At 40.6% G+C, this 17,762-nt stretch carries 16 protein-coding genes; 2 read left to right on the top strand and 14 right to left on the bottom strand.

Annotated features, from left to right (window positions below; translation table 11 throughout):
* Nucleotides 1-389: 389 nt before the first annotated feature.
* Entirely contained in the window at nucleotides 390-704 is a 315-nt protein-coding gene (locus M1D90_RS11460; protein ID WP_035338672.1) for a YfzA family protein, read from the top strand.
* A 189-nt stretch (nucleotides 705-893) separates the two neighbouring features.
* Here the strand turns inward: M1D90_RS11460 and M1D90_RS11455 are convergent, their stop codons facing one another.
* The 11 genes from M1D90_RS11455 to M1D90_RS11405 form a co-directional block, all read right to left on the bottom strand.
* Nucleotides 894-1,070, bottom strand: a complete 177-nt coding sequence (locus M1D90_RS11455) for a hypothetical protein (protein ID WP_026579630.1) — start codon at nucleotides 1,068-1,070, stop codon at nucleotides 894-896.
* Nucleotides 1,071-1,842: 772 nt separating this feature from the next.
* Nucleotides 1,843-3,786 carry a BglG family transcription antiterminator gene (locus M1D90_RS11450; RefSeq protein WP_039072749.1) on the bottom strand — a complete coding sequence of 648 codons (1,944 nt, stop codon included), beginning with the start codon at nucleotides 3,784-3,786 and terminating at the stop codon, nucleotides 1,843-1,845.
* A gap of 272 nt (nucleotides 3,787-4,058) precedes the next feature.
* A complete protein-coding gene (locus M1D90_RS11445) occupies nucleotides 4,059-4,715 on the bottom strand; it encodes an ABC-2 transporter permease (RefSeq protein WP_023857535.1) in 657 nt (218 codons plus the stop codon).
* Nucleotides 4,699-5,577 carry an ABC transporter ATP-binding protein gene (locus M1D90_RS11440; RefSeq protein ID WP_039072751.1) on the bottom strand — a complete coding sequence of 293 codons (879 nt, stop codon included), beginning with the start codon at nucleotides 5,575-5,577 and terminating at the stop codon, nucleotides 4,699-4,701. The genes M1D90_RS11445 and M1D90_RS11440 overlap by 17 nt, the downstream gene beginning before the upstream one ends.
* A 2-nt stretch (nucleotides 5,578-5,579) precedes the next feature.
* Complete coding sequence (locus tag M1D90_RS11435) at nucleotides 5,580-5,954, bottom strand: GntR family transcriptional regulator (RefSeq protein WP_020451666.1); 375 nt, start codon at nucleotides 5,952-5,954, stop codon at nucleotides 5,580-5,582.
* Nucleotides 5,955-6,249: 295 nt separating this feature from the next.
* Nucleotides 6,250-7,101, bottom strand: a complete 852-nt coding sequence (locus M1D90_RS11430) for an SDR family oxidoreductase (protein ID WP_020451667.1) — start codon at nucleotides 7,099-7,101, stop codon at nucleotides 6,250-6,252.
* Between the two features lie 37 nt (nucleotides 7,102-7,138).
* Nucleotides 7,139-8,209, bottom strand: coding sequence for a mannonate dehydratase (gene uxuA / locus M1D90_RS11425; RefSeq protein WP_456282780.1), 1,071 nt, complete (start codon nucleotides 8,207-8,209; stop codon nucleotides 7,139-7,141).
* A gap of 244 nt (nucleotides 8,210-8,453) precedes the next feature.
* Nucleotides 8,454-10,862, bottom strand: coding sequence for a glycoside hydrolase family 31 protein (locus M1D90_RS11420; RefSeq protein WP_020451669.1), 2,409 nt, complete (start codon nucleotides 10,860-10,862; stop codon nucleotides 8,454-8,456).
* Between the two features lie 19 nt (nucleotides 10,863-10,881).
* Nucleotides 10,882-12,177 (bottom strand): TRAP transporter large permease, encoded by a 1,296-nt coding sequence (locus tag M1D90_RS11415; RefSeq protein WP_456282779.1) that lies wholly within the window; start codon nucleotides 12,175-12,177, stop codon nucleotides 10,882-10,884.
* Nucleotides 12,178-12,215: 38 nt separating this feature from the next.
* The gene (locus M1D90_RS11410; protein WP_025810018.1) at nucleotides 12,216-12,731 is read right to left on the bottom strand and encodes a TRAP transporter small permease; all 516 of its coding nucleotides are present in this window, start codon (nucleotides 12,729-12,731) and stop codon (nucleotides 12,216-12,218) included.
* A gap of 54 nt (nucleotides 12,732-12,785) precedes the next feature.
* Nucleotides 12,786-13,790 (bottom strand): TRAP transporter substrate-binding protein, encoded by a 1,005-nt coding sequence (locus tag M1D90_RS11405; RefSeq protein WP_065643163.1) that lies wholly within the window; start codon nucleotides 13,788-13,790, stop codon nucleotides 12,786-12,788.
* Nucleotides 13,791-14,256: 466 nt separating this feature from the next.
* On the opposite strand from M1D90_RS11405, the gene M1D90_RS11400 reads away from it, so the two are divergent.
* On the top strand, nucleotides 14,257-15,267 hold the full coding sequence (locus M1D90_RS11400; protein ID WP_149169479.1) for a LacI family DNA-binding transcriptional regulator: 1,011 nt from the start codon (nucleotides 14,257-14,259) through the stop codon (nucleotides 15,265-15,267).
* A gap of 255 nt (nucleotides 15,268-15,522) precedes the next feature.
* On the opposite strand, the gene arsC is transcribed toward M1D90_RS11400, so the two are convergent.
* The 3 genes from arsC to M1D90_RS11385 all read right to left on the bottom strand — a co-directional run bounded on the left by arsC (nucleotide 15,523) and on the right by M1D90_RS11385 (nucleotide 17,730).
* Nucleotides 15,523-15,942, bottom strand: coding sequence for an arsenate reductase (thioredoxin) (arsC, locus tag M1D90_RS11395; protein WP_023857526.1), 420 nt, complete (start codon nucleotides 15,940-15,942; stop codon nucleotides 15,523-15,525).
* Nucleotides 15,943-15,964: 22 nt separating this feature from the next.
* Nucleotides 15,965-17,260, bottom strand: a complete 1,296-nt coding sequence (locus M1D90_RS11390; protein ID WP_079289101.1) for an arsenic transporter — start codon at nucleotides 17,258-17,260, stop codon at nucleotides 15,965-15,967.
* Between the two features lie 122 nt (nucleotides 17,261-17,382).
* Nucleotides 17,383-17,730: an ArsR/SmtB family transcription factor gene (locus tag M1D90_RS11385; protein ID WP_020451676.1), complete on the bottom strand. Its 348-nt coding sequence runs from the start codon at nucleotides 17,728-17,730 to the stop codon at nucleotides 17,383-17,385.
* Nucleotides 17,731-17,762 lie beyond the last annotated feature (32 nt).

Here is a 17,762-nt window from a genome sequence, read left to right as displayed (position 1 = left end):
ACACTTGGGACTGATTGTGAAAATGTGCCGTATTGCAACAATTGGGGACTGAAATTTTTCGAAGAGGTGTAAAGTGAGGACATTCCTTTTTAATGAAGGATATCTCGAAATCAAGAAAATCAAGGTTGAACTTGTCAGCAAATCCCTGCTGAACACGAAGATGTTTCCACTACAATGAAAAACTATGATCTTCGAATCAAATATTTATGTAAAATCACTCTTTTATTCAAAAACCAAGATCCCTTTCTTGAGGGGTTTTGCTTTTGAGTGAAATGTAAAAAAGAAAGTATTTCCTCCTATCATGTCGAGAGGATTAAATTTTGAAACTTATTCTTTAATTTTCCGTATATCAATATAAAAATGGTATCTAATGCGGGGAGGAATATTCGTTGGCTGAAAAGCAAAAAAGGGTTCCATTTTTGAAAAAATATTGGGTTTCTCAAATTGGTGTATTTTTATTGTCACAGATAATTTTTATTACATTTGAAACAACAGGATGGATACCTAATTATAGAGAGATTGATGGAACACTATTTGGGAGAATTACGGAATCGTCAATTTTTAAAGAATGGTTTACTTTTTATGAAACACCACAATTAAATTTACTTACTGTCTTTTTTGGCGTCTTCTTTCTTGTGCCAGGAATAATAAGTGCATTAAAAAACGTATTTTCGCCTAGACACTATAGTAATAGCTCTAAATAACCGTGATTAATAATAAATATGGTTGATTAAAATGAATAAATTTGAGAGGGGTTTTGATTTTGAGTGAAATTGAAAATCACTTTGTCTCTAAACAGAGGCAAAGCGATTTCGGCAACATTAGCTATTGGGTAGATCTATACGTGCAGGCGTGCTAGTCCTTGTTCACTAATACCCTCCTCGTGTTACACCTTACGAATTAGAATTACTAAATAATTGCTTAACTTTATAAGCAATTACAGCGAGGTATAAAATTGCAATAAACACTAATACTCCAGTGCCAAAATCAGTTTTTGATACTAAATAAAGACTGATCAGACCGAAAATAATGTACATCACAATATCAAAAACATTTTTCTTGTTGTACATCAAGTTCCCCCCATTAAGCAATTGATTCTAGGTGCATATTTGATGCAACCCTGGAATAATAAATTTTTATATTATTGGAAAATAAATAACTTTATAGTAATTATCGGCTTTAAAATTTCTCATTATGCCTAACTCTAACACGTTGCCTTTTCGTTTTACATAAAAAGTCCAAAATTTGAGTAAATTTTCCTGATGTAATGGTTTGTGTTTTTTATAAAGATCAGAACTATTCATTCATTCATTTTGAAAAACATTCAATTCATATGCTCATTTCTCTTTTAAAATACTTATCTCATAGTTAAAATTCTTAAATTGTGGGAACGTTACTGATACTCTCTTCATAAAGAGGTAACTATACGGATGCGGAAATGAGAGGCAGCCCCATTGTAACTGGAAAAGATGCTGGAAAGTTTCTCAAGAAGTACTACGTAAGAACAGAAAAGTTGAAGCCCGGAGAGCCCAAATAAAACAGTTAAATCAAAAAACATCCGCAGCAATTTAACAAAAAACATAGAATCGCATTGAAGATGTTAAGCGAAAATGAAGTTCTTCCCTCTAACTAAAAACAAAGTTGATACTTTAATAAAGCCTTTCTCCAAAGAATATATTTTAATTACACATTGAAAAATCTAATTTTATGGACAACATAACCCTTTGTTGTTGGGCTTGCAATAAAAAAAGAATAGGATAAAGCAAAACTGCTCACCTATCCCATTCTGTTGTCTGTATATCGATCTTTTCTTGAATGTTGATGAAGGTCAGAACCCCGCCTTTAATAATCCAAATAAGATAAAAATTTCATCACATTTGTTTCTTTCGTCAGCTTTTGGATGAAAGCCGGCTGCTCGCTTAAGCTGGACAGCTCTTGAAACAATTGTTTTGTCATGTTTTGATCCTCGTGTTTGACAGCCAGCATAAAGACGAGCGATACTTTTTCAGAGCCCCAGTCAAGCGGCTCTTTTAATGTGGCGATCGCAATGGCTGATTGTTTAATCAATTTGGCGTTCGCGTGAGGAATGGCGATGCCCGCTCCGATGTTTGTCGCCGACATTTTTTCTCTCATGACTGCCTGTACAGCATATTCTTTTTCTACATAGCCTTTCTCGTATAAAGCCATCGCCAGCTGTTCAATCAGCTTGTAGCGGTGTTCTGATTCTTGCTGCAGGAAGACGAGGAAAGGAGTCGTGTCATTCAGCACTTTAAACGTTTTTTGTATTTGCCGGGACGATTCACCGAGCTGATCCATAAAAGCGCTGAGCTTTTTCTCATCGGCCGACTCGAGCAGCGGAGATACAACGATATGGGGAATTGATAAATCCTCCAGGCTGACCGTTGATATGACAAGATCGATATCTTCATGTCGTGCAGTATAGTCCGCCAAATCAGCTTTTGCGATGCAGTCCATCACGGCAATTTGGTAGAATTTCCGTTCAATTTTTGTCCGCAGCAGTTGTGACATCCCGATGCCCATATGACAGACAATGATCGCTTTTTTATGCTTGTCTTTTCCATAGCTGAAGCGCTCGATCGCCGCTTGGAAATGCAATGTCAGATAGGCGGCTTCTTCCTCGGGAATTGAAAGTGAAAACGTTTGGTTGATGTCTTCAAGAACATCAATGACAATATGAAACAGATATGGGTACATTTTTTTGATATCGTTGAGCATCGGATTTGATACGGAAAGGTCATAGCTCAGCCGGTTTAAAACGGTATTAAGGTGAATTTTCAATCCGTTAATCAAAACCCGGTCCTCGCGGAAATCCATCATTTTCAACTCTGAGACACGCCGGATTAAATATTCGACAACCTTTGGAAGCAAAGGGTTTTCCAGTCCGTTCTCCCCTTCTTTCCCAAATGGATAACGAACTTTGCCGCCTAATATATGCAATGTTAAATAGACGGCCTCTTCTTCAGGAAAGCGGATCGCAAAAACAGCTTCCAGCCGTTTTAAACAAGCAAACGTCCACTGAAATTCTTTTTTCTTTTTGACTGCATCTATTTCTTCCGGAGAAATGGTAATCGGCTGTTTCATTTTGATGCGGCGAATCATCAGCAGTGTATGCAACAGTAAATTTTCGAACGTTTCATCAGTGAAATATAAAGAATGTCGCTTTTGCAATGATCTGATTTCGCTTTTAACAAATTCCACTTCATGGCTTAAAAATTGGCTTTTAATAAATCGGCTTGTAAACTCCGGGTTATCAATCAACTCCGAGATGCGCGCCAGCGCTTTTCTCTTATTTTTTTCACTTCCTTCGATCTTTAAACCGAGGCGCTGCTTGGACACAAGAGTGAGGCCAAACCGCTGGAGCCAAACTTCGATTTGATTCAAATCCCTTTTAATGGAAGACTTATTCAAGAAGTGCTCGGCAGCCATTTCTTTTGCAGAAACCGGCTTTGGATTCATTAATAACTGATAAGCGATTTGCAGCATCCTTTCTTCATCGGATTGCTGCTGTGCGGCGTGATGTTCGGTATATAACTGCCGGCTTAAACGGACCCTTTCATGATCTTCAATATTCAAATAAACGCCCAGTCCCGGTTTGCGAATCAATTGAGCATCAGAGTGCTGATTGAGATAATCTTCAATCGTTTTTAGATCATTTCTGATCGTTTTTTCAGAACACTTTACCCTGTCTGCGAAATCTTGTACGACTAAATAGTCTTCAGGTTCAGATAACAACAGATTCAGAATGTCTTTTTGCCTTGTATTCATATCTCTCTCACCTGTTTTTCTATCCTTCCCTAAAAAGAAATGATAGTATAAGTATACTACAAACGTAACCGTTTACATTATACAGTGAAATAAAAGGGTCAAAAGTTTCGTTTTTTACCGAAACTTCCGGAAAAAATGCTTTTATCAACACGGAAATTTTTCTTTTATAGGAATTTTTTATAATAGATGATAGTGGGAGGAAAGTAAAACAGCCGTACGGTTCTAAGCAACGAAAAAAGGATCAGCGAAAGCTCCTCCCGCTGATCCTTAAACTAAAATTCTCTTTTATTATAAAAGCTGAGCGATATCGCATATGAAACAGAAATCATCACGAGCAGTACGCCAACTAAAAGGATGAATGTGCCCGCATTTGACATTTCACTCAGAAAAGCCGTTAATTTTTGGCTTAGTGCAAGGTTTTCCCCCGCATTTATAAATTTAAAAAAGGCCGTCCCTCCAAATATAATGACGAAAAATATGATGATATTAGCCATTTTGGACTTCAAATAGCCATACTTAAAAATCAGAGGAAATGAGATCGAGCTAAATAATGTGACAGCCACAACAGCACCCATGACGCCTGAAAGTGTCAATGGGAAATCAAGCGGCAAGTGCAGCATATGTCCGATTGCATTGATCAAAGAATAGAAGAGAATGGCATAAGCCGCATAGACATAAACCGATACATATTTTGATAAGACGATGATGTTTCTTTTAATGGGCAAGCTGATCAGGATTTTATCACTGTTGTTTTTGTCTTCTAAGGAGCTTGCGCCTAATGCCAGCTGATATGTGACAGCCAAAACCGCCACTGTATATCCGACGAGCTCAAGCTGTGACAATGTAAAAGTAAAAAATATCATCAATAACAGCGATAGTTTCATTGCTCTTTTCTGCATTAAAATATCCTTTTTAATAAGATGATACATGTTGATCACTCCTGCCGGTTGAAAATACCAAAATATCCTCCAAAGTCGGTTTTTCGATCATGACCGAATCCCCGAAATGCTGAACGACTCCCCGCTTATCTTTGGAGAGCGCTTCGAAGCCATAGCTGTTTTTCTTGATGCCGATTAAGGCGTCTTCGCTCCCTTTATGCAGCGTATCGAGGTCTCCTTTTACAATGCAGTACTCCTCCAACAGCTCATCCTTTGTTTTGCTCAGTACGAGCCGGCCGTTATGAATGAAAGTGATATAGTCCGCTACTTTTTCTAAATCAGAAGTAATATGCGTCGAAAAGAAAATCGACTTGTTTTCATCCTGCAGCAATGTTTGCAGCACGTCGAGGAGCTCCGATCTGACAAGAGGATCGAGTCCTGAAGTCGGTTCATCCATGATCAATAATTCGGCATGATGGGAAAGCGCGACCGCCAGTGAGAATTTCATCTTCATTCCTTTTGACAAGTTTTTGATCTGCCTGTTTAAAGGGAGCTGGAAGTCTTTTGCGTACCGCTGAAAAACAGCCTCATCCCACTTTTTGTAAAACGGTCTGATGATTCCTTTCATTTCGTTCAGCGTCAGTTCTTCGTAAAAATGATTTTCATCGTAAACAAAGCCGATCCTCTGCTTGATTTCGATATTGTGCTTTTCATTGTCGAGACCGAAAATGCTGATGTCCCCTTCGTCTTTTTTGATCAAGTTCATGATCAGCTTGATGGTCGTGCTTTTTCCGGCTCCGTTCGGGCCGATAAAACCCATAATATATCCTTTTTCAAGCGAGAAGTTGATGTTTTTTAAAGAGAAATCTTGATAATGTTTTGATACATTTTTTAATTCCAGTATGCTGGTCATTTTTACCACTCCTCATAAACCAGTTTGAGCATCTCTTGAAGTTCCTCGTATGTAAAGCCGATTTGTTTCGCTTCAGTGACGGCTTCTGCTATGTGTTCTTCGATCAATTTGACTTTTGTTTCTCGAAGCACGTCTTTGTTGATCGCTGCGACATACGAGCCCTTTCCCGCGACTGTGACGATAAACCCTTCTCTCTCCAGTTCGTCATAGGCTCTTTTTGTTGTAATTACGCTGATTTTAAGCTCTTTGGCCAGGTTTCTGATCGATGGGAGCGCCTCTGACTCCGAGAGTTCTCCCTTGACGATTTGATCTTTTAATTGGTTGACGATCTGCAAATAAATCGGTTCATCCGATGAATTTGAAATGATGATATTCAATGCATGACATCCCTCTATTCGTTATAACTGTATATATACAATATAAACAGTTATAACACCTTTGTCAAACAATAACAAAACAATACATATTAGCAGCGGAAAACCTCCTGCTTCCTGCACGGCGGTAGTGATTCGGTAATATTGATGAAATAAGGAAGCAGATCATACAATTGTTTATCTTCTTGCCTGTAAAAAGGAAAAATTGAATTAATAAATCCCAATTTCTCAATGTGGCACAGAGAAATTGGGATTTTTTCAGTGTTGAAAATCAGCTTTTTGGAGCAAATCCTCTTAGTTATACTCCAGAATAGGCGGAGAATCCTCCATCGACCGGTATGATGGTTCCAGTTACAAATCGCGAGGCTTTATCGCTTACCAACCATAATAACGTTCCGATTAGATCTTCCGGAACCCCAAATCTATCCAACGGCGTCTGGTTGATAATTTTTTGTGCTCGCTCCGTATATGTTCCGTCTTCATTGAGCAATAGGCTCCTATTTTGGGCGGTAAGAAAAAAGCCTGGGGCAATGGCATTGACACGAATTCCGACTTTTGACATATGCACAGCAAGCCATTGGGTAAAGTTACTGACGGCCGCTTTTGCACCGCTGTAGGCGGGAATTTTCGTCAGCGGCGTATAGGCGTTCATGGATGAGATGTTAACGATCACATTTCCGTCGTGATCAGCCATGTCTTTTGCAAATACTTGAGTGGTTAACAGTGTGCCGAGAAAGTTTACATCAAATACAGACCTTACACCCTCTATTTCTAAATCAAAAAACGTAGTCAATTCTTTAGTATTCAAGTCCTTTTTATATAAATATTCTTTATCTGTTGTTCCCTTTGGATGGTTGCCGCCTGCACCGTTAATGAGGATATTGCATCTGCCGAATGTTCTGTTAATGAGTTGTTTCGCTTGTTCAAGGCTTTGTTTATCAAGGACGTTTGCTGTAACGGCAAGTGCTTCGCCTCCGTTTTCTTGGATCTCTTTCGCTACTCTGTCTGCCGATTCAGCTCTTCGGCTGACTACTGCTACTTTTGCACCGCATTGAGCTATTGCTTTAGCGAAACAGCTGCATAAAATGCCGCCTCCACCTGTCACTACAGCCACCTTATCTTTCAAGTTGACATGAAAAGGAATCTGCACATTCATCCCTCGTCTCTGCATTTTAGTTAGTGCTTGTTCATTTATTGCATTCAAAGGCTATCCGCTTCTTTTCTTTCGTCAATGTTTCCCACATTCCATTTAAATACACTGCACCCAGCGCACGGTCATATAAACCATAACCCGGTTTACCGGTCTCTCCCCAAATCATTCTTCCATGATCCGGTCTGGCTGGTCCGGCAAAATCTATATCTCTGAATGCTCTTACGATTTCATACATATCTAAAGAACCGTCTTCTGAACGGTGGGAGGATTCTTGAAATGACTGTTCCCCGATGATCTTAATGTTTCTCAGGTGCACAAAGTTGACTTTTCCTTTTTTTCCGAAATAACGAATCAATTCCGGAATATCATTTGTTGAATTCACACCCAGTGACCCGCTGCATAAACACAAACCGTTAAAGGAGCTGTCATAGAGATTAATCAATCTCTCCAAATTCTCTTTGTTCGTTATGATTCGAGGCAGTCCAAAGATAGGCCATGGCGGATCATCCGGGTGAATCGCCATTTTGACTTGTTCATTTTCTGCCGCCGGTATAACCGCTTTAATAAAATACGAAAGATTTTCCCATAAATCCTCTTCCGTCATGTGCTGATATTGTTGAAAAAGATTCTTTAGCTGTCCATCTTCATAGCTTGTGTCCCAACCGGGAAGTTTTAGTTCACCATGTAATGGATTCATTTGTCTAACTTTTTCTTCTTCATAAATTAATGCTGTAGAACCGTCTTCTAGTGCATAGTCTAAAGAAGAACGAGTCCAGTCAAATACAGGCATGAAATTGTAACAAACGATTTTAACTCCCGCTTTTGCCAAGTTGCGTATCGTCGTTTTATAGTTTTCAATATATTGATCTCTTGTCGGAAGACCTAATTTAATATCTTCATGGACAGGTACACTTTCAATGACACTTAACGATAGACCATGATTTTCAATTTTTTCTTTTAACTCTACAATTTTCTCATAAGGCCATGCTTCCCCTACAGGAATATCATAAATGGCCGAAACAATTCCAGTAACGCCGGGAATTTGGCGAATATACTCTAATGTGACCGGGTCGCTGTCTCCGTACCATCGAAACGTCATTTGCATGGTTCTCCCATCCTCTTCCCTCTTATTATTTAACATTCGATATCATCATTTCGCATGACAATAACAATATATTGGAGCGGTTTTTTTCAAAAGAATTTGCCGATTAGTATCCGCTTACATAAATTTTCATGATCATGATTCATGTGTCGTGCTAGATGACAAAATTCAGCTGGCCGGGATGTAACCGCGGACAAAGATTCTTGCTTGATTAATGGAAACATCATCATCATGTGGCCTTAATCTTTTAATCATACGGCAAACTGTAAGAAAACGCTCCGTTCTTGCTTTCCAGCTCTGTGCCATTTACGATCAGTTTTCTCTTTTCTCCATTTGGTACGTGAAAAGTGAGTTGATCATACGATAACTCGTATGTTCCTTCCTTTTGTATTGAAAGATTGATCCCGTCTTCTGTTGTCTCCATATCGACATGTATAAAGGCAAATGTACGAGTATATTCATTTGTTAACCCATCATCTTCATACAAACGATAAGTCGATTTTCCTTTTCCTTTGAATGGGAATAACAAAAATCCTCTTTCATCTTGGTTCTTTGTTTGGAATGTCACTTTTGCACCATTTACCGGAACGATCGCTCCCGCTTTCGCTAATAGCGGAGTATAATGTAATGGTGCCGGCAGAACGACTGTCTTCCCTCCTTCATACCATGTTCCCGTATGGAAATCATACCAGCCTTTTTCATGGTTCGGTAAATATACCTCCCGCTCCGTCATTCCTTTTTCGACGACAGATGCAACTAGCAAAGATTCACCAAGTATAAATTCATCGTTCTCTTCAAATGTTTTCTCATCATGTTCAAAATCATAAAATGTCGGTCGAATGATCGGCTGATAATGTTCGTGCGCATCATATAGCGCGGTGTAAATGTAAGGGATGATCTTATGTCTAAACTTAATGAGTTCACGGATTTCATCGATTGTTTCAGGAAACATCCATGGTTCATTAACTGTCCCGTCATCGTTCCACGAATGAATGGTAAATCTCGGATGCATGATGCCGTTTTGAATCCATCTTACGAATAGCTCCGGTTCAGGGGCCGGTCCTGAAAATCCGCCGACATCATGGCCGAAATTGTAAATGCCTGATAAACTTAGACCGATGCCTGTTTTAATGTTAAATTTTAATGTTTTCCAGCTTGTTCGGTTGTCACCCGTCCAAGTTTGTGCATAACGGTGCATGCCGGGACAGCCGGATCTTGAGATCAGATATGGGCGTAATTCCGGGTTGTATTCTAGCTGCGCCTCGAAAGACGCTTTCATCATCAAAAGCGGGTGAAGCGCGCGGATCAGTTCAAATTCCACTTCTTTGCCGAAGCCGTGACACTTGGCGTTTTGACTCCATATTTCAAACTCGTTATTATCGTTCCAAGTTGAATCAATTCCGTATTCCAACAGCTTTTCTGTTATTTGAGCCTTCCACCAGTCGAACGTTTGGCGCTTCGTGAAGTCTAAATAAGCTCCGATATCATCCCAAAATTGGGCCATTTCCGGTTTTTGTGTTTCTCTGTTTACAATGAACATGTCTTTTTCTTGTAGTTCATCAAAGTACGGATGATCCTTTAGCAAACACGGTTTAATGTTGGCGCATAAACGGACGTCCTTCTCATGGAAGTGTTGCACCATCTCTTTTGGAGCAGGGATTTTGCTCTCATCCCAGTTAAAGACATAACGTTTATCACCGATAGATGTGTATCCTGACGATAATTGAAACGAATCGCATAACATATCATGTTCTTCACAAAGACGAACGAAGTTTTTTAATTGTTCCTGTGCATTTGGCGCATCGGTATAGCTCATCGTAGAGCCTGAATAGCCCAGGCTCCATTTTGGCGGCAAGATCGTTTTGCCTGTCAGCCAAGAGAATGTTTCGACTACATCTTTTATTTTCGGACCGGCTATGAAGTAGTAGTCTAAATCCCCCTTTTCAGCCTGATAATAGCGGTACAGTCCATGATAGTTATCAAGCTCTGAACCCATATCAAAAATGGAAGCTGATAGATTATCATAGAACATTCCATAGGAGATGCCTGTTTTCTTATGACGTGTAATATAGAATGGGATATGTTTGTATAGCGGATCTGACCACTCTGCGTCGTACCCCATCGCATCGATATTTAACATCCGGTAGCGTTTCCCGTGTTTATCGACGTTTCCCGTTTTCTCGCCAAATCCAAAATATTGTTCCTGGACATCGCGTTGTAAATAATGGTATACGTCCTTTCCAAAAGCCCCTTCAAAATTATACCCTTGTGTTTGCCGATCGTTTGCAACATTGATCCATTCAGAACCATTGTGATAAAACCAGCTGATTCTAAAGCCGTTCAATTGAACATGAAGCTTGACCTTACCGGTTTTCACGATAAAAACATCTTTGACTTGCTGGAATTCGTATTGAGGCAATGTAAATCCGCTCATGTCTAAACGATGGCGTCCCTCCCATGGCACATCGATCTGTCCAGGCGCGACACTCCACGTTTTTTCAAGCGTTAACGCTTCTCCCTCCGTCAGTAAAATCCGAATTATATCTTCTTCAAGAATGAATATTTTCGCATGTGCATGACCGTCATTTAAATGAAAATGTAGCACATTTTTCTCTTCTTTCATAAATGTAAACATGTAGGTTTCTTTAATTGACATTAAATAGACGCCTCCTGTCTTAAAGTCCAAATAATTGAGGCAGCATTAAGCTGATTTGTGGAATGTAGGTAACAATTAAAAGGACGATCATGATCGCAGCATAAAATGGCAGAATCGGTTTAACCACTCGTTCAATATCAACTTTACCTATGCTGCAGCCCACAAACAGAGCACTTCCCACAGGAGGAGTGATATTGCCGATACAAAGGTTAAATACAATCATAATTCCAAAATGCACGGGATCCATGCCAAAGCTTTGAACAATTGGCAGAAAGATTGGAGTGAAAATTAATACAGCCGGAGTGATGTCCATAAATGTACCGATTATTAATAAGATGATATTCATCAACAGCAAGATCAAAATTGGGTTATCTGTAATCCCTAGAATTCCATTGCTGATTGCCGTCGGTATGCCTGTAAACGCCATGACCAATGAGAGCATTGTTGATGTCCCAACCAAAAACATAATAACGGCTGTGATTTCTACCGTTTCCAGCAGCATTTGGGGGAGCTGTTTCCATTTCAATGTCCTATAAAAGTGCGATAACAATAAGGAATAAGCCACCGCTATTGCCGCTCCTTCAGTTGCTGTAAAAACACCGACGATAATACCCCCGATTACGATTACAATGAGCAACAGGCTTGGAATCGCATCGAGCAGCACTTTAAAACCTTGACTAATCGTAATTTTTGGCGCAACAGGGTACTTTTTCTTTTTTGCAATCATACAGGCGACAACCATCGTAGCCAGCCCCCACAAGATTCCGGGCAAATAGCCCGCCATAAATAAAGCGGCTACAGATGTTCCGCCGCTGACTAATGAGAAAATGATCAAAAGACCGCTAGGCGGAATAAGCAAACCAGTTGGTGCAGAAGCAATATTTACTGCGGCAGAGTAAGTCCGGTCATATCCTTCTTTTTCTTGCAGCGGCGACATGACCCCGCCGATTGCCGCCGCCGCAGCTACAGACGAACCGGAAATGGAACCGAATAACATGTTTCCGACAACATTTGTATGGGCCAGAGAACCGGGCAGCCTGCCGCTGATCAATTTTGCGAAGTTAATGAGCCGCATTGCAATACCGCCATTATTCATAATAATGCCTGATAAAATGAAGAACGGTACCGCTAATAAAGCAAAGCTGTCGATTCCAGTGACCATTTTTTGCGCCGAAGTGAAAATGGCAACATCAAAAGGAAAAATGGTAAGCATTGTTACAATGGATGCCGCCGCAATACTTACAGAAATCGGAACGCCGAGAAACAACAATATGAAGAATACTGCCGATAAAATGAGACCTGCTGCTATGGCCATATCATTTCACCTCTTTTTTAGTTTTCAAAAAGCCTCAGTCACATCTTTGCTGCTTTTTTTACATCATCACCTGACTTTTGTTTTGAATTGAATTCATGTAAAGATTCATATAAACCGGCCAAGTTGTATCCAATGATGAGTATGCCTGCAACAGGAAGTGATAGATAAACAAATCCCACCGGTATCCCTAATGCTGCTGAAGATTGCTCCATTGTGATGATCACTGCTTTCGAACCTCCTAAGACCAACACAATCAGAGCAAAAGCAATCAAAAGAATCTGAATGAAAGTATGAACGAAAACAGCTGCTTTTATTGGAAGTTTTCGAACGATAAATTCAATCGCCAAGTGCTTTTTTTTCCAAAATGCATAGGCACCGCCCAACATAGAGATCCATATCAGTGAATAGCGTAAAAATTCTTCTGAAAACGTACTGGGAGAATTTAGTACATATCGCGTAAATACTTGCCATATCGCAACCAAAACCATGATGGCCATTAGTGTGCAAGTCAAACATTCAATCGCTTTATTCACTGCTTTTTTTAAAGCTAGCATATACATCCCCCCTTATCGAAACATATTCGAGTCCCTCATTCATCCAGAGTCATTTTACTTTTTTAGCTTTCGCACAATTTTCCTATAGTATTTTCCGATCAATTCTTTTTTGGCAAACTCATCATGAAGCGGGCTTACCGCTTCCCGGAATGGAGTCTTGTCTGGTTTGTGGAACTTCACTCCCATTTCCTTTGCTTTCTTAACCGCATTTTCAGTTTCTTCAGCCCAAACGATTTTGTGATACTCAGTAGATTCTTTCGCCGCTTCGATCACCGCATGCTGCTGCTCTTCGCTTAATTGATCCTTTTTGTCCAAATTCATGATTAAAATATCCGGAACGATCGCATGTTCTGAGTATGAATATTCTTTTGCCACTTCCCCGTGATTGCTGCTTGTTAAAGCCATTTCGTTGTTTTCGGTGCCATCGATTACACTTGACTGCAATGCTGTATACACTTCTCCATAAGCCATTGGAGTAGGTGCTCCACCCATGAGTTCCACCATTCGAATCGCTGTAGCACTCGGCTGCACCCGAATTTTTAAACCTTTAAGGTCATTTGGGTGCATAATCGGTTTGTTCTTTGTGTAAAAGTTCCGTGAACCGGCATCATAGTAGGTTAATCCAATAAAACCTATGTTTTTCGTTGTATCATACATTTCTTTTGCAATATCACTGTCCATGGCTTCATAGAAATGATGTTTGCTGTCAAATAAATAAGGCAGGCTGAAGATGGAGTAGACCTCTGAAAAACTTTCTAAAGCGCTCGCACTTACTTTAGCCAGATCGACAGCCCCGGTTTGTGTCAATTCAATCACTTCACGCTCTGAACCGAGCTGAGCATTTGGATACAATTGCACTTTAACGGTGCCATTGGTTTTCTTTTCTACGTCTTTTGAAAATTTGAGTAAAGACTTGTGGACGGGGTGCTCCTCATTATGGTTGTGAGCAAGCCGTAACGTTACGGTTTTATCGGCGCCTATTACATCGCTGCTTTTACATCCCGTAAGCATCCCAAAGATTAAAGCGCATACAAAAAACACGGATAGCATTTTTCTCATGAACTACCCTCCTTGAATCTCATGACCGTTGCTTTCTAAGCAATGATTGATTGCGATTCATGATTTCTTTCATCGTCATATTTTTTTGATAGCGTTTACAATTTCGCTCAAATAGTGAACGAATAAGTAAAATTTTTGCATTGTATGTTTCGGTTTATCCCCTGAATCCCGTTTCCGATGATGTTCAGTAACAATTTGTGTAATATTTTAGTGGTGCAAGACATTAGATGATCGTCTTTCTCACACTTCCCCTCCTTTATGTAAAGTTTAACAACGTTGTTAAAAATAAACGTTGCTTCATCATCCGAAAAACTCCTTTAACAACGTTGTTATTTTATTTGGAAGATGTATATGATTGTTATTTTATGATGTATCATTTATAATAACAACGTTGTTATTTATTATCATAAAATTATTTTCGAAAATTTGCAATATTATATTTTTAAGGATTTTTTGGAGGTCCAAAATGACTGTAACTATTAAAGACATCGCCCACGCTTCCGGAGTAAGCTATTCAACAGTCTCAAAGGCTTTAAGAAACAGCCCTCTTGTAAAACCGGATACAAAGAAAAAGGTCTTGCAAGTTGCCGAACAATTAGGGTATACTCCGAATTTTGCAGCGAGAAGCTTGGCATCTAAAAAAAGTCAAACGATCGGACTTGTCTGGCCTACAATTGAAAGAATCGCTTTATCGGCACTTGTTACAAAAATAAATGAAGTGGTCGAAAAGAACAGCTATTCAATGATTTTATCCGTTAACAGAGCTAAAGAGGCAGTGGAATTGTTCAAGAGTTTTCGCGTGGATGGGATCATGATTTTTGAAGAAGGCGGCGAAACTCAGCTCACTGATGATACTGGATTAACGATTCCTATCTTATCTTACGGAGTGTCAGGTGAACATACACATCCTATTATCGATGTCAATCATAAAAAAGCAATTTACAAAGCCGTTGCGTATCTGTATCAACTTGGCCACAAAAACATTAGCTACGTCGGCGACCTTTCCCCTGCCGATAAGCGTCAGATTGAAAAAAGCAAAGGGTTTGAAGAGGTTATGATGGAAGCCGGTTTAAAGTTAAGTCGAAACAGTATTTTAAATACTAATGGGTTAAGCTGGTATAACGGTTACATCGCTGCGAAAAAACTGTTACAACAAACCTCAAAACCTACAGCTATTATTAGCGGAAGCTACGATATCAGTGTAGGGATTTTACGAGCCGTAAAGGAACAACAGCTCAGCATACCCGAAGACCTATCTTTAATTTCTTATGATAATATTCCTCAAATGGCAAGCCTTGAAACCCCGCTGACGAGCGTAGGGGTTCCAATCGATCAATTGGCTCACAAAATGGTCGATTCTCTGCTGTCTCTTATTCGTGAGCCGGGCTCAATACCATTAACTCAAAAAATGGACCCTGAATTAAACGTCAGAATGTCATGCGCTTCTCCAGCAGTTTTAGGTAAAGAAAACAATTAACATTTAAAACGAGTCTTTCAGGTCATCTTTTCTTATTAAAGTGAAAAATCCCCGGCCTGGGGGTTTTTTAGTGTTTGCCGGGAATCCCTTGGTACTCATTCAGCCTCTGGCAATGGATCTTACAGAATTTCTCGGTAAATTGATTTTTGAATTTTTACATGAACGGCCGCATGCCTTTTGGTACGTTCTTTCTTTATCAAAAATAGATGTTTCTAAAAAATACAAAGCTCAGGTAACAATACCTGAGCTTTGTATTTATTCGCCTGTCTCCGCAAAACGCTTGACCCGCTCTCCAATTTCATCGCGTACACGCTGAAAGAATGCCCATTTTTCTTCTTCTGTCCCTTCTGCTTTGGCGGGATCGTCAAAACCCCAATGCTCGCGCTTGACGTGCGGCGGTGTCATCGGGCATTTATCAGCCGCGTCCCCGCACAGCGTAATGACGAGGTCTGCGTTGTGTAAGATATCGGGATCAATGATATCGGACGTCTGCTCAGAAATATCGATGCCTGCTTCTCGCATGGCTTTGACCGCGTTCGGGTTTAAACCGTGCGCTTCAATCCCTGCACTGTAGACGTTCCACTCGTCTCCGAGGTGTTTCTTCGCCCAGCCTTCAGCCATTTGGCTGCGGCAGGAGTTGCCTGTGCATAAAAAATAGATGGTCTTTTTTGACATTGGTCATTGTCTCCTATCATGTTTAGTGGATAATCAGCAGCCACACATAAAGTCCGGCAAGCGTGATGAACAGGGTTGGAATGGTCAAAATGACACCTGTTTTAAAATAGGTTCCCCAAGAAATCTTTACGCCTTTCAGTGAAAGGACGTGAAGCCACAAAAGCGTCGCCAGGGAGCCGATCGGCGTGATTTTCGGACCGAGATCAGAGCCGATGACATTGGCGTAAATCAGCGCTTCTCTGAGAATCCCGTGTGTGTCGGTATTGTGAATCGCAAGCGCATCAATCATCACCGTCGGCATATTATTCATGAATGAAGACAGGGTGGCTGCAATAAAGCCCATTCCGATTGTTCCGGCAAACAGCCCTTGATCACTGACGGTCTGGATGACCTGTGAGAGAATATCTGTTAAGCCGGCATTTCTTAAACCATATACCACGACATACATCCCGATTGAGAAGAAAACGATCGCCCAAGGCGCTCCCTTCAGCACTTTCTTCGTTTGTACCGCGGGGCTGTTTTTCGCTGTAATTAAGAAAATGACGGCGATCACGCCTGCGATGATCGAGACAGGGATCGAGAACAGCTCGCTGATAAAGTAACCGGCCAACAGAACGGCTAATATGAGCCATGACAAGCGGAATATTTTCCTGTCTCTAATCGCTTCCGCCGGCTGTTTTACATTTGTCATGTCATAATGCCGCGGAATGCTTTTTTTGAAAAACAAAAAAAGCACGATGATGCTTGCAATAAGCGAAAACAGGTTTGGAACAATCATTCTTGTTGCATATTCGATAAATCCGATGTTGAAAAAGTCTGCTGAGACAATATTGACAAGGTTGCTGACAACAAGCGGCAGCGATGTTGTATCCGCGATAAATCCGCTTGCGATAATAAAAGGAAAAACGAGCTTTTCTTGAAAATGTAACGCGCGTACCATGGCAAGCACAATCGGCGTCAAAATTAAAGCAGCTCCGTCATTGGCAAACAGCGCGGCTACTATGGCTCCCAGCAGGGAGACATAGACGAACATCCGAATGCCGTTTCCTTTCGCTGCCTTGGCCATGTGCAGGGCGGCCCACTCGAAAAATCCGATTTCATCAAGAATCAGGGAGATGATGATGATCGCGACAAAAGCCAAAGTCGCATTCCATACGATTCCCGTCACATCTAATACATCCTGAAAATTGACGACCCCGGCAATTAAAGCCAGCACCGCACCTCCGCAGGCCGACCAGCCGATGGATAGATTTTTCGGCTGCCAAATGACAAGCGTGAGGGTCAGCAGAAAAATCAAAATGGCTAAGACTGTCGTCATCGCGTGTATGCCTCCTTCATAGGTTTCCTCTCCGGACACATCTTATAATAAAATCGTTATATAAGTCAATGCTTATATAAAAAGTGAAATGAAAAAGAGGGAACCGTCCTCCCTCTGCTTTTTTATTGGCACGAAACGGGTCTTTCTTTTCTTTTAACGGTTTGAAGAACCTCATCGTGTTCATCGATCTGATTGAGAATGGCAAGGACCAATTCGCGTTCCGGAAAGTTGTCATGAAGCGAATAAAAGCGCCATTGCTCCCTTCTTTCTTCCTTGATCATATTTGCACTTTTCAGCTTTCTTAAATGCTGGCTGATGGCGGGCTGGCTTGTTTCAAACATATCGACAAGCTGGCAGACGCAATAAGGTTTCTCCTGAAGCAGTTTAAGGATCAAGAGCCGGGTCGAATCGTTCAATATCTTCATGCAGCTCACCGTGCTTTTCGAATCAAGCTTCGTTTGTACGGTCATGACATTCCCTCCAATCTCAGGCGCTTTGCAGC

Source organism: Bacillus sp. JZ34 (assembly GCF_053903205.1).
The sequence above is the reverse complement of the archived record's forward strand: the minus strand, read 5'-3'. Positions and strand labels throughout refer to the sequence as shown.